The following is a 22,386-nucleotide window of genomic DNA, read 5'->3' as shown; positions in this document are numbered from 1 at the left end:
CACATCCGCGTAAAGACACAGTCTGGCTGGCTATACGGCTCCGGCCAATGTCTCCAGCGTGTCCAGCCGCGTATTTATCGCTTCCAGTTCGGCATTCATTTGCGCAATACTTTCCTTGGTATCAGTCGGTCCGCATTCGACCGAATTGGACGCCCAGAAATTGGCATAGTCGGCCTCTATGATCGCCAGATCGACCGCGAAGGGGGTGCCGCCAACCCAATCCTTCAGTTGCGCGTAACGATCCTGCATTGCTGCATAGCGGGCCAGCTGATCAGCATCCCGGGTAAACGGACAGACGGGGTCAAGCCGCCCGAACACTTCGCGCGCTTCCACCCGGAACGCGGCACCATCGCTGGCATCAGATGCGCTGTAGCTGGTGTCGCTTTCCATCATCGAACATCCGGCGAGCGCGAAGCAGGCGATCGGTAACGTAAATTTGATCATTTCAGCCTCTCATTTACGATAACGCCGCCCTTTGTCAGTCGGACAGCATTGCCAATTTCTTCGTCCAGGACGGGCTTTCCCAGCTCCTGATCCCAGAAGGCCGACAGGAAATTATACAGGTTGCGGGCGAACAATGCCGAAGCATCCGCCGCCAGATGGCTGGGCGTGTTGGAATAGCCCATGATTTTCACGCCGTGCCTGATAACCACTTCGTCAGCCTGGCTTCCCTCGACATTGCCGCCCTGCGCCACAGCGAGATCGAAAATCACGCTCCCGGGCTTCATCGTTGCGATCTGGGCGTCCGATATCAGGCGCGGCGCGGCGCGGCCCGGGATGAGCGCGGTTGTGATGACGATATCCTGCCTCGCAATATGGCGTGATACCAGTTCGGCCTGCGCCCGCTGATATTCTTCGCTCATTTCCGACGCATACCCCCCACTGCCCTCGCCTTCGATACCGGCAACGTCCTCAACAAAAATCGGTTTTGCGCCCAGCGATGCGATCTGCTCCCTCGTTGCAGACCGCACATCGGTGGCAGAAACCTGCGCGCCCAGCCGTTTCGCAGTTGCAATCGCCTGCAAACCGGCAACCCCGACGCCCATCACAAAAGCCCGCGCTGCCTGGACCGTGCCCGCAGCGGTCATCATCATCGGAAAAGCGCGGCCATATTCATGCCCGGCAGCCAGAACAGCCTTGTAGCCAGACAGATTGGATTGGCTGGAGAGCACATCCATGCTTTGCGCGCGGGTGATGCGCGGCATAAATTCCATCGACAAGGCTTCAAAACCGGCCTTGGCATAGGCGGCGATACGGCCTGTTTGGGCAAAGGGGTCAAAGGTTGCAGCAACCCATGCGCCGTCAGCCGCGCCTTTGAGCAGCATCGTATCGGGTGCTTGCACACCAAGCACGATCTGCGCGCCCGCAACCGCTTCGGCAGCTGCCGTGACCTGTGCACCTGCATCTTCAAAAGCAGCATCGGAGACAGAGGCTGAGCCTCCTGCGCCTTTCTCGACCGAAACCGATGCGCCCAGCGCGATGAATTTCTTGACCGTTTCAGGCGTTATGGCGACCCGGGTCTCGCCCGGCGCGCTCTCTTTCAATGCTGCGATTTTCAATGCCGTTCTACCCTATGGCGCAATGACGATGACGACAATCAGGGTTATTACCGCGATCAATGGCACGCTCCATTTAAGGTTGGCGATAAAGCTGTCATATGTGCTTTTCGCGGCTTTCATGTCGTTTTCTGCTGGCACTGTATCGTTCCCCAAATCGTATGTTGAAATATGTGATAACCGTCTAACCTGAGCCACGATGCCCATCAAGAGCGCAAAAGCTGTTCTTAGCCTTAATCTGACCTTTACTCCTCTGCCTTAGAGACTTGCACCGTATCACGACGGGACAATTTTGGAATTATGTCAGACAGCGAATCGCGCCTTTTGATGCTGATTGATGATGAGCCTGCCCAAAGCCGTCTCATCACAGCACTTGCTGCGCGTGAGGGGTGGCGCACGCTGGTGGTGAAGGATTCCGAAACGGCCATTGCAACGCTCGGTACGCGTCAGGGGATGCAGTGTTCCGCGATCATTCTGGATCAATGGGTGCCCGGCGATGATGCCTGCACCTTGATTGAAGAGTTGAAAACGCGCCGCCCGGCCATGCCCATCCTGATGCTGACCACCAGCGCCAGCCCGCTGCTCGCGGTCGAAGCGATGCGCGCAGGCGCGACTGATTATCTGATCAAACCGGTTTCGCCAGACCGGCTGATGCAGGCGCTGCGCAGCTCGACCAAGAACGAGCCGCCCAAGGACGAGTTGCAGCCTCTGACCGAAAAAATGCCCGCTTCGCTCGATTTTGACGCGATGATCGGTAATTCCCCGGCATTTCGTTCGGCTTTGGCCAAAGCGGCCAAGGCAGCGCGCGGCCACGGGCCGGTTCTGATCGAGGGCGAGAACGGTACCGGCAAGGAAATGCTGATGCGGGCGATGTATTCCGCCAGCCCGCGCGCCAAAAACCCGTTCCGCCTGATCAATATCCGCAGTGTCGCCGCCAATTCGATCGAATCGGTATTGTTTGGTCATGAACAAAACGCATTCCCCGGGGCGTTCGACCGACAAGTCGGCGCGTTGCAGCACTGCGATGGCGGAACGCTGGTTCTGGACGAAATTGACCGGCTTGATGAACGTTTGCAGGCGAAATTGGCGGAGACGATGGACAGCGGCATTGTCCGCCCGATTGGCGCAGCGCACGGCTTCCGGGTCGATGTTCGCCTGTTATGCGCCAGCAATCTGCCGCTTGCAGATTTGACCAATGAACACAATAATGTCGGGCATTTCCACCCAGATCTGTTGAAACAGATTGGTCAGACGACAATCGTTCTGCCGCCTTTGCGTCAACGCCAAAGCGATATTCCGGCGCTGACCCGCCATTTCCTCGCGCGGATTGGTGAACAGCCGGGATTGCGGCATATCACCATTACCGACGGCGCTCTCGCGCTGCTATCCGCATTCGACTGGCCAGGAAATGTCCGCCAATTGCAGGCCGTTCTGTTTCGCTCTGCCGTGCACTGCGATAAGGAAACATTGACCGCGGACAGCTTCCCGCAGCTCTCTGAACTGCTGGGCGAATGCGATGAGGCGATCAATCCGATGCAAGAGGGCGTCGGGATCATGCTCTACACGCCAGACGGCAATTTACGCCCGCTTGACGAGATCGAGGCTGATGTCATCCGCCTTGCCATCGGCCACTATCGGGGACGTATGACAGAGGTCGCGCGCCGGCTTGGCATCGGACGCTCGACATTATACCGCAAGCTGGGTGACCTGGGCATCGGCGATGCTGCATAACCGGCGGCGAAACATTGCCAGACATTGCTCATACTGCTGAATTGAGCCAAAGGGCCGGAACCCGAAACAAGGAATTCCCGCTCTATGCCATCCCCCTTATCGCTTCCCGGCTTCACCGGAAAAACCGCCCTCGTCACCGGCGCAGCATCGGGCATTGGTGCTGCATGCGCACGGCACCTCGATAGCCAGGGCATCGGAACGCTTATCCTGATCGACCGGGACGAGGCCGGGCTGGCCAGGCTGGACTTTCGCTGCGCTGTGCAAAGACATGGCGCGGATGTAAGCGATGAAGCGTTTTGGGATAGCCTCGATACATCCATCACCGCTCTCGACTTTGCTGTGGTAAATGCCGGTATTGGTGCGTTCGCCCCGTTTTCAGAACACACGCTTGCGGATTGGCGGCGCGTCATGGGCGTTAATGTTGATGGCGCATTTCTCACTTTGCGCTCATCCTTGCGGGCGATGAAAGCGTCAGGTGGCGGAAGCATAGTAATGGTTTCATCGGTGACCGGCCACAAGGCTGTCCCCGGTATCGGCGCTTACGGTGTTGCCAAGGCGGGCGTATCGCACATGGCGCGGATCGCTGCGGCAGAGAGCGCCGGGGACAATATCCGCGTCAATGCCATTGCGCCGGGCGGCGCGGATACTGCCATCTGGGATACAGGCGAGGCGTTCCGCAAGGCAGCCAAAGAGCACGGCCGTGATGCCGCCTTGCAAGGGCTGGCCGTTGGTACGCCGCGCGGCAAACTCGCCACGTCTGATGAAATTGCCGCCAATATCGGCTATTTACTCAGCGACGCCGCTGCCAATGTAACCGGCACTGTCCATATCAGTGATGGCGGTTTCTCGCTCTAAACGCTGACCAACCCCGGGTTTCGCTGACCCGATTTTCAGGCGCGTATCCCCCCTGCAATCGGCACGATGCCGCGGATTGCTTGGGCTGGGATGAATCAGAAGCGGAAGCGAACACCCGCCAGCAGGCTGACAGTCTCAAACTGGCCTTCCAGTTCGGCATTGCGGTCATCAGCGCCGCCAGCAACAAAACGGCGATCGAGATCAAGCCCGCTGACCCGCTGGTACCGCAGGCGAGTGTTGAAATCAGCGGTATCGTTGATCACAAACGTCACACCGGCATTGCTTTGCAAATATAGACCCGTATCACCATCGCGCACGGCAAAAGTCGGCGCGGAAGCAATGCCGTTATTGGGAAAATACGCCAGGTCCGCGCCGACATCAGCGACGCCGATACCACTACCCAGAAACGGAATAACCCGCTGATCGGTCGACCAGCGAATGTCAGACTGGTAATTTACCGCGTAGACGCTCACGTCAGCACCGCCAGCGAAAGTCTGGTTACCGCCGTTGAATGATCCAGCACTGACATCTGCACTGAAGCGGCTGTATTCCAGCTCAACGCTCGGCTGAAACAGGCTGAATACTCGCTTGGGAATGCGATACCCCAGTGCGACGGCCCCCTGAAATGCGTCATCATATTCCGCCCGCACATTGGCAGCTGCGCCCGCCGCTCCGGGCGCATTGCCTTGCGGATCCTGTATGCCGCTGAAATCGCCATCTGTCGGGGATGTCACACCGGCCAGAATGGCCACATATGCACCGCCCTTCGGCACAAACTCATCGCGGTCCTGTGCAATTGATGGCGAAGCGATGGCCAGAACCGCAAGCGATCCGGCAGCGGCGACAATACGAAGCGATGGTGCGGGGGTCATAATAACTTTCTCAATCAATGCGCCAGTTTGTGATGGCGGTGCCTGCCCTTCCCGTAAGAATATTCGGGCGCTTCGGCTTAATCGTTACATGTGCGCCTACTATGCCGGCTCTGACCGCGTTGGCCCCGGCTGATTGCAAGTTGTTAGGATATTGCGGGTATGGCCGGTCTGGCAGCGTTGATGATCTGCACCAACCGAGGAACACCGCGATGGAAGACAATTTCCAAAAAGCTTGCGACACGCTGTCCAGCGCCGTTGATGACACCCAATATGAACGGTTCCGCTGGACGCGTGACGAAGCGCCGCGGCTCGCCCGGATGGCGCAATTGCTGCGCGCGGCATTTGACAAGCGCGAAGATTTTGAACTTGCAGAAGAAGGCGCGACGAGCACGGTCAAGCGGTTCGTCATCAAGGTTCATGGCCAGCGGACCGTTGCAGTATCCATGTGCCTGAAAGACGGACAGACCGTGATGGATTGCAGCACTGTGGAGCGTAGCCGCTTCGCCTTGGCCGAGGGTGCACCGATCACCGACGATTATGAGCATCTCGATGAATGCTGGATCGAACAGGCGCTGCAGCTGGTGATCATGCGGATTATACCCGCTGGTGACAAACCGGCTGCAAAGATTTTTGATCAAGGTGGCAGCGGGCAGCAGGAAGCCGCGTGATTATTCCTCTGCCGCCAGCATACTGAAATCCGTCAGTGCCGCATCGCGCAAACCGCGCCACACATTGCGCGCCTGCACCGTTTGCGGAACGTCATGCACGCGCAGCAATTGCACGCCGGCATTCATCCCGGCCATAGCCAGAGCAATACTGCCGCCAAGCCGCCGATCAGCGGGCGCTTCATGCGACAAGGCTCCGATCATCCGCTTCCGGCTCACCCCCAGCACCAGTGGCTGACCCAGCGCATGAAACAGTGGCAGCGCATTCATCAATGCCAGATTGTCCGCCAGAGTTTTGCCAAATCCAATACCGGGATCAAGGATAATATGGTCGCGCGCAATCCCTGCGCCGCGTGCACGATCACGCGCGGCGCGGAGCCAGTCGAACACGTCGAGCACGACATTGGAATAGCTGCCATTGGCATGCAGATCATCGCCCTCCCCGCCCTGATTGCCCGGCGCATGCATCAAAATGACCGGACAGTCCTGCGCTGCCGCCATGTTCAGACTGCGCGGGTCATAACGTAATGCCGATACGTCATTGATGATATGCGCGCCTGCATCCAGCGCCGCCTCCATCACAGCGGGGCGGCGCGTATCCACGCTGATCGCTGCACCCATCGCGGCGCAATATTCCACGGCGGGAAGCACGCGCTCCAGCTCGTCCCCTTCCCAAGTTGCTGCCGCACCTGGGCGCGTGCTTTCACCGCCAATATCGATCAGCGCCGCGCCAGCCTCCAGCATGGCCGAGGCATGGGCCCGCCCCGCTTCGGGCTTATCAAGAAATTCGCCGCCATCGGAAAAACTATCGGGCGTAACATTGAGGATGCCCATAATTTGTGGCTGGTCGAGGCAGATAGTCCGCTCGCCCAATTGCAGCGGAGCATGGACAGCAGATAAAGCGGTCCATTGTTCGCGGGCACTGTTCGCCAGATCATCCGGCAAGTTACCCAGCACACTGTCAATACTATCCGGCGTGACAATATGGCGTGCCGTGATCTGCGCCCCGTCGCGAGTGATGACCGCAAATTGATGCGCATAGGCCATGCCGCCCGCCAGACGAACCGCATTGCCGCCATCGCTTTGCGGGCTAAGCGAAAGGCCGGTGGGTTGGATATAGATTTGCGCAGTCATTGCTCAGCTTCACCTCGGTCAAATTGTAGGAAAGTGACATATGGGACACAGTCCTAGGGTTGGAATCAAGACGGTGAGAAATGGGCGCTTTTGGGTCATTCACCAGTGTTAGCTCAACTGCAGAAAGTAGGACAGATGACAGCGGTTGTTTTCCCATACATCGCGCCACCCCTGATCAGATCAAGGGCGCAAATTTTTGCGCTAAAGTGTCGGGCCGGTCCCGCAACATTTATTCATCAGAAAGTGTGAACTCGATCCACAATGGGCGGTTGCCCGGAACCGTATTACCATATTCGATCCGCACAGGGCTCCCCTGCTTGATGTCAAATTCGGGCGTCCAGTTGATCGTGCCAACGGTCGGCGAGGTCACATCTATCTGGGTTTTCACATTTATTTGATCGGAATTGGTACCCGAAAGATTTACCTGGGCCTTATATGAATTGCCGTTGCCAGGTTCGATATGGAATGTTGCGGTTTCACCGAGCATAGTCTTAAGCTGAGGAGAGCCGATGACTTCACCGGAATCGCTGATCACCAACGCCAATGTGTAGAGCTTGGGTTGCTCAACTTCTGATTGGGCCGTCAATGCAAACACAATCGGGGCCATTGCTGCAAGCTTGACCCACATTTTATTAAACATCACTTTTCTCCTTATTTCAATCTTCCGTTGCAAGCAGATAGGTCTGCCGCACCGCGTCAATTGGCTTCACATCATTGCCGTCTTCAAAATGCCAGAATGTCCAGCCGTTGCAGCTGGGCGCGCCTTGCAAGTCTTTGCCGAGGCCGTGGATTGATCCGGTCTGCTTCTGATATTTCAATGATCCGTCAGCGCGCACTTTCGCGACCCAGTTGCGTTTCTTGTCGAAAAGTTCCGTACCCGGCGCGATATAGCCATTTTCCACCAATGCACCAAAGGCGACCCGCGGGGCGTTTTTCTTGCTCCGCATCGTTTCGAGCGCGCTCTCATCCAGCGGCAATTCCTTTTCGATCCGCTTCATCGCGACATCGCGGTAGAAATCCTCGCGCTCGCAGCCGATCCATTCACGGCCAAGACGCTTCGCGACAGCGCCGGTCGTGCCCGTGCCAAAGAACGGGTCGAGCACGACATCGCCCTTCTCTGTGGTCGCCAGCATCACACGGTATAGCAGCGATTCGGGTTTCTGTGTTGGATGCGCTTTGGTGCCATTATGCTTCAACCGTTCGCCGCCACCGCAAATCGGCAACACCCAGTCGCTGCGCATTTGCAGCTCATCATTAAGCGTTTTCATCGCGCGGTAATTGAACTGATATTTGGATTTTTCCCCTTGGCTCGCCCAGATCAATGTTTCATGCGCATTGGTAAAGCGCGTGCCCTTGAAATTGGGCATGGGGTTCGATTTACGCCAGACGATATCGTTCAAAATCCAGAACCCCAGATCCTGCAAAATCGACCCAACGCGATAGATATTGTGATAGCTGCCGATAACCCACAATGCGCCGTCGGGTTTGAGCACGCGGCGCGCCTCCACCATCCAGTCGCGCGTGAAATCATCATAGATTTTGAAGCTGGCAAACTGGTCCCAATGATCGGTCACCGCATCAACCTGGCTGCCATCAGGGCGGTTGAGATCGCCGCCAAGTTGCAGATTATAGGGCGGATCGGCGAATACCATATCCACGCTGTTGTCCGGCAGCGAGCGCATAGCCTCGACACAATCGCCGGACAATATCGTGCCAAGCGGCAGATCGGCCGGAGCGGTCGCCTTACGTTCTGGCGCCGTTTTTGCGCGCATCCCTTTGGTCTCGATGACCCCCATTACTGTTCCCCAAACTGTCCCGCCTACAAGTTATCCACAGGGTGAGTCCAAACGTGCCCTGCGTCAAGCACAGACTATGGCGGAACATGGTTAACGCGCCGCTAACCATGTTTGACGTGGGACAGAACGAAAAGAGTCCCCCACAACATATTGAGTCCCGAAGGTTTCCTGGACTCGATATGATGGGGTGTTGCGCGGAGGACTCTGGTTTGCAGTTTTCTTGAAAAAAATTCGTACCTAGACGAAAAACAGCACCGTCATCACCGCGAACCCGGCCACCAGCAGGCCGCCCATCACGCGGCTGATGCTGTTGGCGAACCAGCACAGCAGCAAAACCATCAGAGCGGTCATAACCACTGCGGGCATTTCCACATCTATCAGCTCGCGCGGGATCGGGAATGGCGCGATTATCATGGTCGCTCCGCCGATGAGGAAAATATTGTAAATATTGGACCCCACGACATTGCCCAATGCGAGCGATGATTTCCCTTTGAGCGCGGCAGCCACCGATGCGGCCAGCTCGGGCAAGGAGGTACCGACGGCCACCACGGTCAACCCAATCACCGTTTCGCTCAATCCGGCAAAACGGGCAATATCGACAGCGCCGTCCACCAGCAATTTACCCCCGATGATCAATGTGGCGACACCAACGACAAAAAATGCAATCGCCTGCCACAAGGCAGACGGGGCCTCCTCTTCACCCTCATCATCCACGCGCGGATGACGGTAGCGCCAGATGATATAGGCTGCCAATAAGGCCAGCAGACCAATACCCACAAGCGCAGAAGCATACCCCTGCCATGCGATAAACCACATCAACACCGATGCAGCCAGGGCCACCACCGCATCGCGCCGCCCAGCCCCGGTGAGGACAATCGGCGCGACCAATGCCGCTGCGCCCAATATCAGCAATGTGTTGGCGAGGTTGGACCCGGCAATATTACCCCAGGCAATTTCCGGCGAGCCGATCAGGGCCGCCTGAATGCTCGCCACCATTTCGGGCATTGATGTGGCCGCGCCGACAATCACCAAACCTGTGACGAGGTTGGATATGCCCATACGCTGCGCGATTCCGACCGAGCCGCGCACGAGCCAGTCACCGCCAAAAGCCAGTCCGACGAGGCCCGCAAGGACCAGTAATGATGCCGTAATCATGCGGGTCTATTACCCGCTGAGCGCAGGATAACCACCCCTGCAATCGCCGCAATCAACGATCCGCTGAGTACGCCCAGTTTCACCGCCGCAATCTGCTCTGGCGAAGCAAAGGCAAGATTGCCGATGAACAGGCTCATGGTAAAACCGATACCGGCGATCAGCGATAGCCCCCACATCTGCACCCAGCTGATCCCGTCAGGCAAAGATGCAATGCCGGTTTTTGTCGCGACCCATGCCAGACCGACAATACCCACCTGCTTACCCACCAACAGACCCAGCGCGATCCCCAAGGGCAGCGGTGCGAGCAAAGCTGACGGTTCAATATCGAGCAATCCGACACCGGCATTGGCAAACGCGAAGATCGGCACCACCAGAAAAGCGACCCAGGGATGGAGGCTATGCTCCATCTCTTCCAGCACGGTGTCACCGCCGCGGCTTTTCAGCGGTATTGTCAGCGCCAGGGCCACACCGGCAAGCGTTGCGTGGACGCCCGATTTCAGCACCAGATACCACAGGATCACGCCCAGTATGATATAGGGCAAGCGCGATCCAACCCTGGCTCTGCCGATCAGGAACAGGGCGGCCAATACAACCGCCGCCGCGATCAGCATGTTCGTTTCCACGCCGGGCGTGTAAAACAGCGCAATAATCACGATCGCGCCAATATCATCAATCACCGCAATCGCGAGCAACAGGGCCTTCAGCGCAACGGGAACGCGGCTGCCGAGCAGGGCCAGAATACCCAGCGCGAAAGCGATATCGGTTGCCGCCGGAATGGCCCAGCCGTTCAGATTTTCCGGCGTGTTCCAGTTGATCGCCGCAAATACCGCAGCGGGCGCAATCATACCGCCCAGCGCAGCAAAAATAGGCAGCGATGATTGCTGCCAGCTGGACAGCTGACCGGTGAGAACCTCGCGCTTCACTTCCAATCCCACCAGGAAGAAAAACAGCGCCATCAAGCCATCATTGATCCACAGCAGAGCAGGTTTTTCAATGCCCGTTCCGCCAACGGTGAAGTGGATCGGCGTGGCCAAGGTGTCGATATACCAGCCCGCAAGCGCGCTATTGGCAACGATGAGAGCCGCAAGGGCAGACATCATCAGGACAACGCCCCCCGCGCTTTCCTCTTTCAAGAAATCCTGAAGAAATTTTGCTGCGCCTTTTACTGCCATAATGGTAGCCCCTTAGCATACGCGGCGCGGCAGGGTGGTCCCGCTCGCCGCGCTGTTATTTAAGTTTAGATCATACTAATTTTTGGGACGGTATCCAGTCCCCGGAGGAGGGGAAGAGACCAGATACCGCCCTTACCGCTCTACTGCGTTACAGATGCTCTGTCCTGCCCCAGCGCGGTAATTTTGTCTTTCAAACGCAATCGGATGCGCCTTGGGGCTTTGCGGTCCTCCTGCTTTCCCGCAGTTTTCGCCGTATCGATCGTGCGATCGGGCTGGCAATGGCGAAGCAGCAATGTGTGCAAATGGTGCCCCATCAAACTCGTCCTATCTCGCCTGTCTCCAAGCTTATATGGCGGCGAATGAGTGATAATTCCAATTGCAAGTATTCTTCATTTTCGATAGATAAAATCTATCATGCCTTCACTTCGACAATTGCAGTATCTCGTCGCGATCGAAGATACGCAGCATTTTGGCCGGGCAGCCGACAGTGTCAACGTCACCCAGCCCACACTCAGCCAGCAGATAAAGGAGCTGGAACTGCGGCTTGGCAGCACGCTGGTGGAACGCGGACGGCCAGTCCGGCTAACTCCGATCGGCCGTGATATCGCAGCACGGGCGCGGCGGGTGCTGCGCGATATATCGCAAATCAAACTCATCGCGGAACGCAGTAAGGACGGAATGGCCGGTACAATCCGGCTCGGCGTATCCCCTACTATCGGCCCCTATCTCATGCCGCTCGCCGTCGTGCGATTACACCGCGATTATCCCGCGCTGAAGCTTTACATTCGTGAAGGTATTCCCGCCGATCAATTCACCGAATTGCGCGGTGGCAATCTCGATATGATGCTGGCGCCGCTGCCGGTTTCAGGATCGGACATTCATATTGAACCGCTGTTTCAGGAGCGCCTCCAGCTGGTTGGCGCGCCGGATAATCCGCTGTTTGGCAAAGGGTTGCTGGAATATAGCGACTTCACCGATCAGCCTGTGCTGAGCCTGGACCGCAGACACCCCTTACACGCGCAAGCGAGCGGCATTTGCGAGCGGCTCGGCGCGGAAATCCAGCGCGATTATGAAGGGACCAGCCTTGACAGTCTGCGCCAGATGGCCGGTTCGGGACTGGGCCTTGCCATTCTGCCCGAACTGTATTTAAGGTCAGAAACCGGCGGCGAGGATATGGTCAGGCGGTTTGATATTCGCGGCTGGGCGGAAAAACGCTCTATCGCCGCATTGTGGCGCGAAGGGACCGCCTTCGCCGATACCTATGCCGCGATTGCCGAAGTTGTCGCCAAGGAAGCGCGCGATATTCTGACTTAGGGTCATCACCCCATTCAGGCCCCGGCTTATAGAACCCGCCTTAGATTAAATGCAATTGCGCGACCGGAGCAAAACTCTGCCGGTGATGCGGGCTCGCCCCATATTCGTGCAAAGCGGCCAAGTGCTGCCGAGTGCCGTAGCCCTTGTTGCGCTCCCACCCATAATGCGGATATTCCTGCGCCGCAGCAACCATCGCCCGGTCGCGCCATTCCTTCGCGACGATTGATGCAGCAGAGATACATGGCTCGCTGCCATCCCCGCCCACAATCGCGCGCACCGCTGATCCTGCAGGGGAGCGCCATTGATGACAGCGCCCCTCCGGCGTCAGGTTTCCGTCGATCAGGATTGCCGTCGGTGCGCGATCGAGAAGCACGAGGACGCGTTGAACCGCTATGGTCATGGCCAGCATGGTCGCCTGCAAGATATTGATTCTGTCAATCTCAGCCGGATCCACTTTACCCACCGCCCAAATACAGCTCGCGCGTATCTCCAGATCGAGCACAGCCCGGCGTTTCGCGGTCAGTTTTTTGGAGTCCGCCAGGCCGGAGGGCGGATTATCACACAATACCGCCGCCCCGGCGACGACCGGCCCCGCCAATGGTCCTCTGCCCGCCTCATCCACGCCGATGATGATTTCCTGGGCACCAAATCCGTGTTCGGGTGTTGCAGAGGTTATGACCACAGAAAATATACCTTCGCTCGCGCGCGCATGTGCACTGTCCCTATCGCCGTTTGCGCTTGCCCTCGCAAGTTGCAGTGCTGCCGCATCAGGGGATAGCAGCGCCGGTGTCCTGTCTGCCTCCGGCGCGGCAGAGGGAGAGGTGAAAGGGCCCTTTACAATAACGGAGCATGGCAGTTTCGATGAACCGTGGGCGGCTGCTTTTGAACCTGGAACCGATCGGCTTTTCATCACTGAAAAATCCGGCCAGCTGAAAATGTTCGATCCGGCCACGGGCACAGCCCATGCAGTCGGCGGCACACCGACGGTCGATTATGGCGGTCAGGGCGGCCTTGGCGACATCGCTTTTGCACCCGATTATGAAACCAGCCGAATGATATATCTTAGCTGGGCCGAAGCTGGTGACAACGATACGCGCGGCGCAGCCGTCGGCCGCGGCACATTAAACTGCCTCACAGCCACCAGCTGCGCGGTAGAAGGGCTCGATATTATCTGGCGGCAGAGCCCGAAAGTTACCGGACGCGGCCATTATTCGCACCGCATTCGCTTTTCGCCCGGCGGCGAACATGTATTTATCGCTTCGGGTGACCGCCAGAAAATGGCCCCGGCACAGGACATTTCGAACACGATGGGTACCATAGTCCGCCTTAATCCGGACGGCACGCCCGCAGAAGGCAACCCGATGGCCGATAAAGGTGGCTCGGCGGCTGAGATCTGGTCTTACGGGCACCGCAATATTCTGGGCATGGATTTTGATGCCAATGGCCGGTTGTGGGAAGTCGAGCATGGACCGGCTGGCGGCGATGAATTTAATCTGGTTGCGATGGGCAGCAATTACGGCTGGCCGATCGTATCCGATGGGGAGCATTACAATGGCGATCCTATCCCCGACAATTCCACTCGCCCCGAATTTGCCGGTTCCGCCATTACCTGGACTCCGGTAATCGCGCCGGGAGACATGACATTCATGCGCGGCGACATGTTTGCTGATTGGAAAGGAACAGCCCTGATCGCAGGGCTGAAATCGCAGGGTCTGGTCCATGTGAAAATTGCTGGTGATGCTGCAGCAGAAGTGGCGCGGTATGATCTTGGATCGCGAATTCGCGCTGTCACTGAAGCGAGCGATGGCGCGATCTGGGTGCTGGAAGACGGCAGCAACGGCCGCTTGCTCCGCCTGGTACCCGCAGAATAGGCGCGCATCGGACCGCGCAGGCGCGAAATAACACCGAAAAAGGGATAGCGCGGGCATCGCCAAACCGAACACCCACGCAATTTTCGCGGTCGCGGCAGGCTGGCGGCTGGCTAAGCGACAAAGTGTTCGACAGCGTGCGCGCAGCATCCTATCGGCGCGCGCATATGGCGATGATTGTCCCTTTAACAAATGTCCAGCCGGATATGACCGAGCAACTGCTCGACCGGGCGTTTGGGCCGCAGCGCCATGCACGCACCGCCTACCGCATTCGTGAGGGCGCACAGTGTCTGGACGCCTTAAGCTTCGCCGCATTGGATGATGATGCTTATCTGGCGGGCACCATCCAGCTATGGCCGGTCGCTCTTACCGGCAGGGACAGGCGGCCGCATCCCATGATCATGATCGGGCCAGTGGCGGTATTGCCAGAAAAACAGAATGAGGGGTACGGCAAGGCCTTGATGGTGGCCGCGCTCGGTGCGCTTGGCCTGGAAGAAGCCGGACCTGCCTTGCCGCAGGTCTTGATCGGCGACCCTGACTATTACGGCCGGTTTTTCGGCTTCGCATCGGCGCCGACGCAAGGCTGGCATTGCCCCGGACCATATGATCCAGCGCGATTGCTAGTGCGCTGTGATAATCCGGCTATTTTACCCGCCGAGGGTATGCTTGGCCCGTGGCCTATAAATGCGGGCGATGAGGGGTAAAGTGCTTAACCCCTTGGCCCGGCGCATGGTTTCTGGCATCGCATCTTCCGAAATGCCGTACATACCCCCGCCGGAACTCGCCTCGCTGTCGCTATCGGAAATTGCCCATCAGGTCGCGCAGCGCAAACTGCCGCCTGTTGAAAGCTGGGCGCCGGAGCATAGCGGCGACAGCCGAATGCGCATCTGCGCCGATGGGACATGGCTGCATGATAACAGCCCGATAACCCGCCCGGCTATGGTGCGCGCCTTTGCCAGTCTGCTGACACGCGGCCAGGACGGGGTCTATTGGCTGGTCACGCCTTACCAAAAACTGTCTATCGCAGTCGAGGACGCCGCCTTTATCGCGGTTGATGTGGCTCAGAGGGATGACGGTTTGGCGTTCCTGCTGAATACTGACGAGCTGGTTATCGCCGGGCCGGATCATCCGCTAATGGCCCGCGGCAGTGCCGATACGCCCGCGCTTTATTTGCACGCACGGCGCGGATGCGAGGCGCGGCTGAACCGCAGTACCTATCAGCAACTGGCGCAGATTGCGCTGGCGGCGGGTGATGATTGGTCAGTGCCCAGCCAGGGCGCTGTATTCTCCTTGTTACCTGCGTAACCGTGAGCGTCCTGTTCGACCGGTTATCCTGCGCGTTCAAACGCGGCCATATGCGCGAAGTGGACGGCCTGATTACCGATGAACGCTTCGCACTGGCAGGCCGTAATACGCAGGCCGCCGTTCTGATTGCGGTTACCGATGGTCCGCAGCCGGGGGTCATCCTAACCCAGCGGCCAACGACAATGCGCGATCACCCTGGACAGGTGGCATTTCCTGGCGGCAAGCTGGAACCGGGTGAAGACGCTGCCTCTGCCGCATTGCGCGAAGCGCATGAGGAACTGGCGCTCCATCCTGATAATGTCCGGCTGATCGGTAGCACCGACATTTACCAGACCGGCACCGGCTTCACGATTACACCCGTGGTGGGCGTGGTCCCGCCAGATCTGCCATATATACCCAACCCGCGTGAAGTTGAGGACTGGTTCGAGACGCCTCTCGATATTCTGCTGGATGACCGCAACTGGACCCATAATGAAGTGATGTGGCGCGGCCAAAATCGTGCCTTTCTGGAAATGCAGTGGCATAATTTTCGGATCTGGGGCGTCACTGCCGCGATAATTTTCAACCTTTCGCGGCGGATTGCGGCTAAAGATGTGCTGGATGGATAAGAGATTGCCCCTTTCCGGCTGGATGCGGCGGACTGATCTGGCGCAGCTTGTCGCGGCATTGGGCGCAGACAATGTCCGCTGGGTTGGCGGCGCGGTGCGCGACACTTTGCTGGGCGCAGATGTGGCCGATGTCGATGCGGCGACCACGCTGCTGCCCGATGCCGTAATTGACCGGCTGAAACAGGCCGGTATCCGCTCTATCCCCACCGGCCTCGACCACGGGACCGTGACCGCGGTATTGGCAGGCGGCGCGGTAGAGATCACCACTTTGCGCAAAGATGTCGCCACTGACGGACGCCGCGCTACGGTCGCCTTCGCAAGCGACTGGCGCAGCGACGCGGCCCGTCGCGATTTTACCATCAATGCCTTATACGCGGCGCCCGACACCGGGGAGATTTCCGATTATTTCGGCGGGCTGGAGGACCTTTCCAACCATCATGTACGCTTCATCGGGGATGCGGGTGAAAGAATTCGGGAAGATCATCTGCGTATCCTGCGCTATTTCCGGTTTCAGGCGCGGTTTGGCGGGCAGTGGAATCGCGGCGCGGTGGATGCCTGCCGCGATCTGGCATCCACAGTAACCCATTTAAGCCGCGAGCGTGTGGCGAAGGAAGTGTTGCTGTTGCTCGCACTGCCTGATCCCGCAAAAACGGTCGAAAAGATGATGGCGCTCGGTGTGTGGAAAGTGATCGTGCCCGAAAGCGGCGCGCGCGATTTGCAGCGTCTGCGCGATGTGATTTGCGCCGAGAATGCCGCTGATATTGCCGCCGATCCAATCCGCCGCCTCGCCGCTTTGTTACCCGCCCTGCCCGCAATTGCAGAAGAAGTCGGCACCCGGTTGCGCCTGTCCAATGCAGAACGCAGGCGTCTGGTCTGTGCTGCTGAACGCAGCGCAAGCGACGCCGGAAACCCGCGCGCTTTGGCCTATTATGAAGGGCGGGAAAGCGCGCTGGACCGGCTGTTGCTGAACGGCGCAGATACCGCTGTGCTGAAAGATTGGTCCCCGCCGCAATTCCCGCTGAAAGGCAGCGCCATCATGGATCGCGGGGTTCCCGCCGGGCCGCAAATATCGCGCCTGTCCAAACATATAGAAGCGCAATGGGTGGCAGAAGGCTTCCCCGATCAGACGCGCTTATTACAGATTCTGGATACGGCCTTAAAGCAATGAAATATGCGCGCTGCGTAATTTCATTGCTTATTCACACCTTTGCCCTTACATGGCGTCCAACGTCCAGCGCAGGAATGGTCCTGTGGCACTATTTGCGAGCGTGAACTTCCCCGTATTATCAACGGGCTAGTCCCGCATATGGTTTATGGAATATGCGTTATTCGCATTGCTTCCCGTTTCACGCGTGGGTCGCCGTAAGGACCTCTCCGTGCCCGGATTTCAAAATCCGTTTGGCGCGCAATGAAAGTAATTTATGTCTTATTTTGAAAAACTCGGCCTAGCCGAGCCTATCCTCCGTGCCTTGAATACGAAAGGCTATACCGAACCCACCCCGATCCAGCGCGAGAGTATTCCTGCCTTGCTGGATGGCCGCGATCTGCTGGGTGTGGCCCAAACGGGTACCGGCAAGACGGCGGCATTTTCGCTGCCTTCGCTGCACCGTCTGGCTGCCAATCCGGTCGCCCGCAGGCCTGCAGCTTGCCGGATGCTGATCCTCTCGCCCACGCGCGAGCTGGCGGCACAGATTGCCGACAATATGCGCGATTATGCGCGTTTCCTTGATCTATCGGTGCAATGCGTTTTCGGCGGTCTGCCGGTTCGCCAACAGGCGCGCAAACTGGTGCCGGGCTGCGATGTCTTGGTGGCAACACCGGGCCGATTGCTCGATCTGTGTGAGCAGCGGGCATTGACCCTCAGCCATGTTGAAATCTTCGTGTTGGACGAAGCCGACCAGATGATGGATCTCGGCTTCATCAAGCCGCTGACCCGCATCGCCAATATGCTGCCCAAAGAACGCCAGAGCCTGTTCTTCAGCGCCACCATGCCCAATGCCATCGCCAATCTGGGCAAGCGTTTCATTACCAATCCGGTCCGCGTGGAGGTTGCTCCGCAATCCACCACGGCGGAACGCGTCGATCAATTCGCGACCTTTGTCGACCAGAAGGAGAAACAGGCGCTGCTGACGCTCAGCCTGAAGAAAGGGATCGATAGCGGAGAGATTGAAACCGCATTGGTGTTTACCCGTACCAAGCACGGCGCGGACCGCGTTGTGCGCCATCTGGTTGCAGCCGGTATCAATGCTGGCGCCATTCACGGCAACAAATCGCAGGCCCAGCGCACCCGTGCATTGGACGGTTTCCGGCGGGGCAGTGTGCCCGTGCTGGTCGCCACCGATATTGCCGCGCGCGGCATCGATGTGCCGGGCGTGAGCGCCGTGTTCAACTTTGAAATTCCCAATGTGGCCGAACAATACGTCCACCGCATCGGGCGCACTGCCCGCGCGGGCAAAAGCGGCCTTGCTGTCAGCTATATCGCGCCCGATGAACGCCCCTATATTCGCGATATTGAACGGCTGACCAATGTTAAGCTGACCCCTGCGAGATTGCCCGAAGACTTTGTTGCGCAGGCCGCTGGCCTGCCCGCGCCCGCGCGCAAAGGGTCCGGCGCTGAGCGCAATCCCGATGACCGCACCGCCCGTTTCCGCAAGGGGTCAGGCGGCGGAGGAAGCCGGGGCGGCAACAACCCCAAGAAAAAGCCGCAGCAACCACGCGACCGTAACTGGCGTGATGCCGAGGGGCGCAGCCCCGATCAGGGCAATTACCGAAGCCGCGAAGACCGCGACCAGCGCAGCGGCGGCAGAGATGGCCGCGACGAGCCAGTCTATGGCCGCGCAAAAAATGTCAGCCACAAAAAAGGACCGGTTACCAAACCGGTGGTCGAGGCCAAACGCAGCGATGGCCGTTCAGGCGGCCAGCCTGCCAAGAAAAGGTTCGGCGGGAACAATGGAGGCGGTCAGAGTGGAGGGCAGAATAGCGGGCAAAGTGGCGGCAATCGCCCGCAGCGCCGCCGCCAAGGCTAAGCCCAGAGGTTGGGCCCAAAAGCTGATCTAAACTCAGCAGCCGGGCCGCTCACCATTGATCAGTCTAAAACGTGTTGTCGCGCGGGAAGCCCTGCGGGGGCATCCGCCCCGCAGCCCCGCGCGCGACTTTCCACTGCCAGATATCGCTCTCTGTCCGTGTGCGCCCGCTATCGCCGCCCATCGCCCAGCTCAGCCCGTCTGCCAATGTGAACGTAATCGCATCGGACAACCCGCCGCCGCCCTTTTCCGCGCGGTAGCGTTGCAGCATCACGCCCTGCCCGCGCGCGAGTTCGGGCAATTCTTCCAGATTAAACACGACCAGTTTGCGGTTCTCGCCCACCACCGCGATATGATCGTGCTCCTTGGCGATAGGACGCACGACCGACAGCCTGGCATCGCCTTTCAGATTGACGACTTGGCGACCCTTTTTGGTCTCCGCCAGAATCTCGTCGGTCCGCGCGGCAAAGCCCTTGCCATTGGTCGCGGCGAGCAACAATTGCCCGCCCGCCTGATAGACGATCACATTCACAATGCCCGCCTCGGCATCGATGTCCAGCGTGTTGCGAACCGGCTCCCCAAACCCGCGCGCGCCGGGCAATTTATCGCAGCCCAATGTAAAGAAGCGGCCATTATCAGCCGCAATCAGCAGCTTGTCCGTCGTCTGCGCGTGAAGCGCAAAAGCGGGCCCGTCGCCTTCCTTGAATTTGAAATCGGCGCCTTTGCCATCAGCGCCCAGATCGACATGCCCCTTCGCGCCCCTGATCCAGCCTTTTTGTGAGAGGATGACCGTAATCGGTTCCTTCTCGATCATGGCATCCATGCTGAATTGCGTCGTCGGCGCGGCCTCGGCAATGGTGGTCCGGCGGCGCCCTATATCGGTGTCTTCGCTATATTCCTTGCGCAAAGTGGCCAGATCGCGCTTCAACCGGGTGCGCTGGCGCGCAGGCGAACCGAGCAGTTTTTCCAGCTCCTCACGCTCTTTCAGCAGATCATCACGCTCTCCGCGCAGCTGCATTTCCTCCAGCTTGCGCAGACTGCGCAGCCGCATGTTGAGGATCGCTTCGGCTTGCCGGTCGGTCAGTTCAAATTCGGCCATCATCACGGCCTTGGGTTCATCCTCATAGCGGATAATCTCGATCACGCGGTCAAGATTGAGGAAGGCGACGATGTAGCCTTCGACCAGTTCCAGCCGGGCCGCGATCTTGTCCAGCCGGTGCTGCGTGCGGCGCTGCAAAATCTCTATCTGTGCCGCTGTCCAGTTTTGCAGCAGTTCCTTTAGGCCCATCACCAGCGGCGTGCGCGCGGCGTCGAGCACGTTGAGATTGAGCCCGAAGCGCGTTTCGAGATCGGTCAGCTTATACAGCGACGCCTTGAGCAATTCAGGATCGACGTTGCGGTTCTTGGGCACCAGCACGAGACGGATATTCTCGTCGCTTTCATCGCGCACATCTTCCAGGATCGGCAGCTTCTTATCCGCGATCAATTGCGCGATCTGTTCAATCAGCTTGCCCTTCTGCACCTGATAGGGGATTTCGCTGATGACCAGCTGATATTGTCCGCCGCCCAGCCGCTCTATCCCCGCATCACGGTCTGCGGCTTTTTCTGCCTCTGCCGCATGAAACCGCCCGCGAATGCGGAATGAACCCCGCCCTGTTTCATAGGCGTGGGAAATAACCTCGGGACTGTCCACGACGAGGCCGCCGGTGGGAAGGTCAGGTCCGCGAAACAGCTCCATCAAACGGCTATGCTCAACCGAAGGGTTATCAATCAATTCCAGCGTTGCATCGATAATCTCGGCGACATTATGGCTGGGAATGTTGGTTGCCATACCCACCGCAATCCCGCTGGTGCCATTGGCCAGCAGATTGGGGAACAGGCCCGGCATCAGCTCAGGCTCTTCCTCTTCGCCATTATAGGTCGGGATGAAATCTACCGTGCCCTGATCGAGCCCCGCCATAAGATGCATCGCGGTTTTGGTCAGCCGCGCTTCGGTATAGCGGTACGCCGCCGCATTATCGCCGTCGATATTGCCGAAATTGCCCTGCCCCTCAACCAGCGGATAGCGAAGCGAGAAATCCTGTGCGAGCCGAACCATCGCATCATAAGCGGCGGTATCGCCATGCGGGTGATATTTGCCGATTACCTCTCCTACAACGCGGGCGCTTTTCTTGAACGTGTTGGACGGGTCCAGCTTTAACTGGCGCATGGTCCACAGCAGCCGCCGGTGAACCGGCTTTAGCCCATCGCGCAAATCGGGCAGCGAGCGGGCGGTTATGGTGGAAAGCGCATAGACCAGATACCGTTCAGATAAAGCCGAATCAAACGGCGCATCCACAATCGCATCAAACGGATCAGGCTCTAAATTGTCGGTGTCGGCTGTGCTCATATACGCTATCTAGCAAGTCGCTTGGCACTGCGGGAGGTGCTTTTCGCGGGTTTCACACCGGTTTGTTGGGGTATTTTGACAGCTTACCTCTTCAACTGGGCGATATCGGCGCGCAGCGCGCGCAATTCGGCCAGAATCTCCTCGCGCTCGCTATGCGCATCATCCTCGGTCGCTTCTGCCATAGCGTTGACAATTACACCGATAAACAGGTTCAGCACGATAAAACTGGTGAGCAGAATAAACGGTACGAAGAATGCCCACGCATAAGGGTAGACTTCCATCACCGGCCGCACGATGCCCATCGACCAGCTTTCCAAAGTCATGATCTGGAACAGCGAATATAGCGACAGGCCGAGAGTCCCAAACCAGTCAGGAAATGCCGCACCAAACAGCTTCGTTGCCATGACCGCGCTGATATAAAATAGCAGCAACAGCATGACAATGACCGTCCCGATGCTCGGAATGGCTTTGAACAGGCCCATTATGACCTTGCGCATACTGGGCACGACCGAAACAAGCCGCAAAGCCCGCAATATTCGCAGCGCACGCAGGACACTGAACTGCTGGCTGGCGGGGATCAACGCAGCCGAAACGATAACCGCGTCAAACACATTCCAGCCATTGGCAAAGAATTTGAGCCGGTAAACAAACAGTTTAAGCAGTATCTCAATCACAAAAATCATGATCGCCGACTGATCGAGCAGCGCCAGCACTGCGCCATAATCGCGCATGATACCCGGCACCGTTTCCAGCCCCAAAACGATCGCATTGAGCACAATAACTGCGGTGATTGTCCATTCAAAACGGCTGGATTCGATAAAGCTACGGAGAGTGTCGCGCATGATATCAGGGTTTTTCCGGAACGGTTCGCACAATTCAGACCGGGTCGTTAGCCGCTGCCCGTCTTGCTGGCAATTCGCCACCTGATCCGTCGGTCCAGAAA

23 protein-coding genes are annotated in these 22,386 nt (G+C 58.2%); 10 read left to right on the top strand and 13 right to left on the bottom strand.

All coding sequences use genetic code 11. From position 1 onward, the window contains the following. Nucleotides 1-30: 30 nt before the first annotated feature. Genes WA922_RS03025 through WA922_RS03015 form a run of 3 tightly spaced genes read right to left on the bottom strand, consistent with a single transcriptional unit; the run spans nucleotide 31 to nucleotide 1,697 of the window. Complete coding sequence (locus tag WA922_RS03025) at nucleotides 31-444, bottom strand: hypothetical protein (protein ID WP_424770197.1); 414 nt, start codon at nucleotides 442-444, stop codon at nucleotides 31-33. After that, nucleotides 441-1,559, bottom strand: coding sequence for an NAD(P) transhydrogenase subunit alpha (locus tag WA922_RS03020; protein WP_424770196.1), 1,119 nt, complete (start codon nucleotides 1,557-1,559; stop codon nucleotides 441-443). Before WA922_RS03020 ends, WA922_RS03025 begins: the two co-directional genes overlap by 4 nt. A 12-nt stretch (nucleotides 1,560-1,571) precedes the next feature. Beyond that, a complete protein-coding gene (locus WA922_RS03015) occupies nucleotides 1,572-1,697 on the bottom strand; it encodes an aa3-type cytochrome c oxidase subunit IV (RefSeq protein ID WP_424770195.1) in 126 nt (41 codons plus the stop codon). A gap of 159 nt (nucleotides 1,698-1,856) precedes the next feature. Here WA922_RS03015 and WA922_RS03010 point away from each other — a divergent pair, with 159 nt between their 5' ends. Beyond that, nucleotides 1,857-3,287, top strand: a complete 1,431-nt coding sequence (locus tag WA922_RS03010) for a sigma-54-dependent transcriptional regulator (RefSeq protein ID WP_424770194.1) — start codon at nucleotides 1,857-1,859, stop codon at nucleotides 3,285-3,287. Between the two features lie 84 nt (nucleotides 3,288-3,371). Further along, nucleotides 3,372-4,142: an SDR family NAD(P)-dependent oxidoreductase gene (locus WA922_RS03005; protein WP_424770193.1), complete on the top strand. Its 771-nt coding sequence runs from the start codon at nucleotides 3,372-3,374 to the stop codon at nucleotides 4,140-4,142. 95 nt (nucleotides 4,143-4,237) lie between these two features. Here WA922_RS03005 and WA922_RS03000 read toward each other — a convergent pair whose 3' ends face one another. Beyond that, complete coding sequence (locus WA922_RS03000) at nucleotides 4,238-5,014, bottom strand: hypothetical protein (RefSeq protein WP_424770192.1); 777 nt, start codon at nucleotides 5,012-5,014, stop codon at nucleotides 4,238-4,240. Nucleotides 5,015-5,223: 209 nt separating this feature from the next. On the opposite strand from WA922_RS03000, the gene WA922_RS02995 reads away from it, so the two are divergent. After that, nucleotides 5,224-5,682: a hypothetical protein gene (locus tag WA922_RS02995; RefSeq protein WP_424770191.1), complete on the top strand. Its 459-nt coding sequence runs from the start codon at nucleotides 5,224-5,226 to the stop codon at nucleotides 5,680-5,682. On the opposite strand, the gene folP is transcribed toward WA922_RS02995, so the two are convergent. The 6 genes from folP to WA922_RS02965 all read right to left on the bottom strand — a co-directional run bounded on the left by folP (nucleotide 5,683) and on the right by WA922_RS02965 (nucleotide 11,250). Beyond that, nucleotides 5,683-6,813, bottom strand: coding sequence for a dihydropteroate synthase (gene folP / locus WA922_RS02990; protein ID WP_424770190.1), 1,131 nt, complete (start codon nucleotides 6,811-6,813; stop codon nucleotides 5,683-5,685). It abuts the gene before it with no gap. Nucleotides 6,814-7,042: 229 nt separating this feature from the next. Then, nucleotides 7,043-7,453 (bottom strand): hypothetical protein, encoded by a 411-nt coding sequence (locus WA922_RS02985; protein WP_424770189.1) that lies wholly within the window; start codon nucleotides 7,451-7,453, stop codon nucleotides 7,043-7,045. Between the two features lie 16 nt (nucleotides 7,454-7,469). Then, the gene (locus WA922_RS02980; RefSeq protein ID WP_424770336.1) at nucleotides 7,470-8,585 is read right to left on the bottom strand and encodes a site-specific DNA-methyltransferase; all 1,116 of its coding nucleotides are present in this window, start codon (nucleotides 8,583-8,585) and stop codon (nucleotides 7,470-7,472) included. A 261-nt stretch (nucleotides 8,586-8,846) separates the two neighbouring features. Continuing rightward, entirely contained in the window at nucleotides 8,847-9,764 is a 918-nt protein-coding gene (locus tag WA922_RS02975; protein ID WP_424770188.1) for a calcium/sodium antiporter, read from the bottom strand. After that, nucleotides 9,761-10,936: a Na+/H+ antiporter NhaA gene (gene nhaA, locus WA922_RS02970; protein ID WP_424770187.1), complete on the bottom strand. Its 1,176-nt coding sequence runs from the start codon at nucleotides 10,934-10,936 to the stop codon at nucleotides 9,761-9,763. The genes WA922_RS02975 and nhaA overlap by 4 nt, the downstream gene beginning before the upstream one ends. A 140-nt stretch (nucleotides 10,937-11,076) precedes the next feature. After that, nucleotides 11,077-11,250: a hypothetical protein gene (locus tag WA922_RS02965; RefSeq protein ID WP_424770186.1), complete on the bottom strand. Its 174-nt coding sequence runs from the start codon at nucleotides 11,248-11,250 to the stop codon at nucleotides 11,077-11,079. 100 nt (nucleotides 11,251-11,350) lie between these two features. On the opposite strand from WA922_RS02965, the gene WA922_RS02960 reads away from it, so the two are divergent. Continuing rightward, nucleotides 11,351-12,250, top strand: coding sequence for a hydrogen peroxide-inducible genes activator (locus WA922_RS02960; protein WP_424770185.1), 900 nt, complete (start codon nucleotides 11,351-11,353; stop codon nucleotides 12,248-12,250). A gap of 40 nt (nucleotides 12,251-12,290) precedes the next feature. Here the strand turns inward: WA922_RS02960 and WA922_RS02955 are convergent, their stop codons facing one another. After that, a complete protein-coding gene (locus WA922_RS02955; protein WP_424770335.1) occupies nucleotides 12,291-12,926 on the bottom strand; it encodes a ribonuclease HII in 636 nt (211 codons plus the stop codon). Between WA922_RS02955 and WA922_RS02950 the strand changes: the two genes are divergently transcribed. The 6 genes from WA922_RS02950 (at nucleotide 12,925) to WA922_RS02925 (ending at nucleotide 19,057) form a co-directional block, all read left to right on the top strand. Further along, nucleotides 12,925-14,121 carry a PQQ-dependent sugar dehydrogenase gene (locus tag WA922_RS02950; RefSeq protein ID WP_424770184.1) on the top strand — a complete coding sequence of 399 codons (1,197 nt, stop codon included), beginning with the start codon at nucleotides 12,925-12,927 and terminating at the stop codon, nucleotides 14,119-14,121. The two genes, WA922_RS02955 and WA922_RS02950, sit on opposite strands and share 2 nt — an antisense overlap. A gap of 164 nt (nucleotides 14,122-14,285) precedes the next feature. After that, entirely contained in the window at nucleotides 14,286-14,822 is a 537-nt protein-coding gene (locus tag WA922_RS02945; protein ID WP_424770334.1) for a GNAT family N-acetyltransferase, read from the top strand. Between the two features lie 52 nt (nucleotides 14,823-14,874). Continuing rightward, nucleotides 14,875-15,423, top strand: a complete 549-nt coding sequence (locus tag WA922_RS02940; protein WP_424770183.1) for a DUF1285 domain-containing protein — start codon at nucleotides 14,875-14,877, stop codon at nucleotides 15,421-15,423. A gap of 2 nt (nucleotides 15,424-15,425) precedes the next feature. After that, entirely contained in the window at nucleotides 15,426-16,031 is a 606-nt protein-coding gene (locus WA922_RS02935) for a CoA pyrophosphatase (RefSeq protein WP_424770182.1), read from the top strand. Continuing rightward, entirely contained in the window at nucleotides 16,024-17,199 is a 1,176-nt protein-coding gene (locus tag WA922_RS02930; protein ID WP_424770181.1) for a CCA tRNA nucleotidyltransferase, read from the top strand. The genes WA922_RS02935 and WA922_RS02930 overlap by 8 nt, the downstream gene beginning before the upstream one ends. Before the next feature lie 253 nt (nucleotides 17,200-17,452). After that, on the top strand, nucleotides 17,453-19,057 hold the full coding sequence (locus WA922_RS02925; protein ID WP_424770180.1) for a DEAD/DEAH box helicase: 1,605 nt from the start codon (nucleotides 17,453-17,455) through the stop codon (nucleotides 19,055-19,057). A gap of 64 nt (nucleotides 19,058-19,121) precedes the next feature. Here WA922_RS02925 and parC read toward each other — a convergent pair whose 3' ends face one another. Then, nucleotides 19,122-21,443, bottom strand: coding sequence for a DNA topoisomerase IV subunit A (gene parC / locus WA922_RS02920; RefSeq protein WP_424770179.1), 2,322 nt, complete (start codon nucleotides 21,441-21,443; stop codon nucleotides 19,122-19,124). A gap of 83 nt (nucleotides 21,444-21,526) precedes the next feature. Continuing rightward, nucleotides 21,527-22,386: ion transporter (locus WA922_RS02915; protein ID WP_424770178.1), on the bottom strand; the 860-nt coding region annotated here is incomplete at its 5' end.

The organism is Pontixanthobacter sp., from assembly GCF_049682855.1.
Lineage (GTDB): Bacteria > Pseudomonadota > Alphaproteobacteria > Sphingomonadales > Sphingomonadaceae > Pontixanthobacter.
Note: the sequence above shows the minus strand (reverse complement) of the source record. Positions and strands in the feature narration are given on the sequence as shown.

Bases quoted from the DNA above. Each gene is read 5' to 3' on its own strand.
- WA922_RS02950 (WP_424770184.1), top strand. From the start codon at position 12,925: ATGACCACAGAAAATATACCTTCGCTCGCGCGCGCATGTGCACTGTCC.
- parC (WP_424770179.1), bottom strand. From the start codon at position 21,443: ATGAGCACAGCCGACACCGACAATTTAGAGCCTGATCCGTTTGATGCG.
- WA922_RS03010 (WP_424770194.1), top strand. From the start codon at position 1,857: ATGTCAGACAGCGAATCGCGCCTTTTGATGCTGATTGATGATGAGCCT.
- WA922_RS02995 (WP_424770191.1), top strand. From the start codon at position 5,224: ATGGAAGACAATTTCCAAAAAGCTTGCGACACGCTGTCCAGCGCCGTT.
- WA922_RS02975 (WP_424770188.1), bottom strand. From the start codon at position 9,764: ATGATTACGGCATCATTACTGGTCCTTGCGGGCCTCGTCGGACTGGCT.
- WA922_RS03025 (WP_424770197.1), bottom strand. From the start codon at position 444: ATGATCAAATTTACGTTACCGATCGCCTGCTTCGCGCTCGCCGGATGT.
- WA922_RS02945 (WP_424770334.1), top strand. From the start codon at position 14,286: ATGGCGATGATTGTCCCTTTAACAAATGTCCAGCCGGATATGACCGAG.
- WA922_RS02930 (WP_424770181.1), top strand. From the start codon at position 16,024: ATGGATAAGAGATTGCCCCTTTCCGGCTGGATGCGGCGGACTGATCTG.
- WA922_RS02980 (WP_424770336.1), bottom strand. From the start codon at position 8,585: ATGCGCGCAAAAACGGCGCCAGAACGTAAGGCGACCGCTCCGGCCGAT.
- WA922_RS03000 (WP_424770192.1), bottom strand. From the start codon at position 5,014: ATGACCCCCGCACCATCGCTTCGTATTGTCGCCGCTGCCGGATCGCTT.
- folP (WP_424770190.1), bottom strand. From the start codon at position 6,813: ATGACTGCGCAAATCTATATCCAACCCACCGGCCTTTCGCTTAGCCCG.
- WA922_RS02965 (WP_424770186.1), bottom strand. From the start codon at position 11,250: ATGGGGCACCATTTGCACACATTGCTGCTTCGCCATTGCCAGCCCGAT.
- nhaA (WP_424770187.1), bottom strand. From the start codon at position 10,936: ATGGCAGTAAAAGGCGCAGCAAAATTTCTTCAGGATTTCTTGAAAGAG.
- WA922_RS03005 (WP_424770193.1), top strand. From the start codon at position 3,372: ATGCCATCCCCCTTATCGCTTCCCGGCTTCACCGGAAAAACCGCCCTC.
- WA922_RS02985 (WP_424770189.1), bottom strand. From the start codon at position 7,453: ATGTTTAATAAAATGTGGGTCAAGCTTGCAGCAATGGCCCCGATTGTG.
- WA922_RS02925 (WP_424770180.1), top strand. From the start codon at position 17,453: ATGTCTTATTTTGAAAAACTCGGCCTAGCCGAGCCTATCCTCCGTGCC.
- WA922_RS02940 (WP_424770183.1), top strand. From the start codon at position 14,875: ATGCCGTACATACCCCCGCCGGAACTCGCCTCGCTGTCGCTATCGGAA.
- WA922_RS02960 (WP_424770185.1), top strand. From the start codon at position 11,351: ATGCCTTCACTTCGACAATTGCAGTATCTCGTCGCGATCGAAGATACG.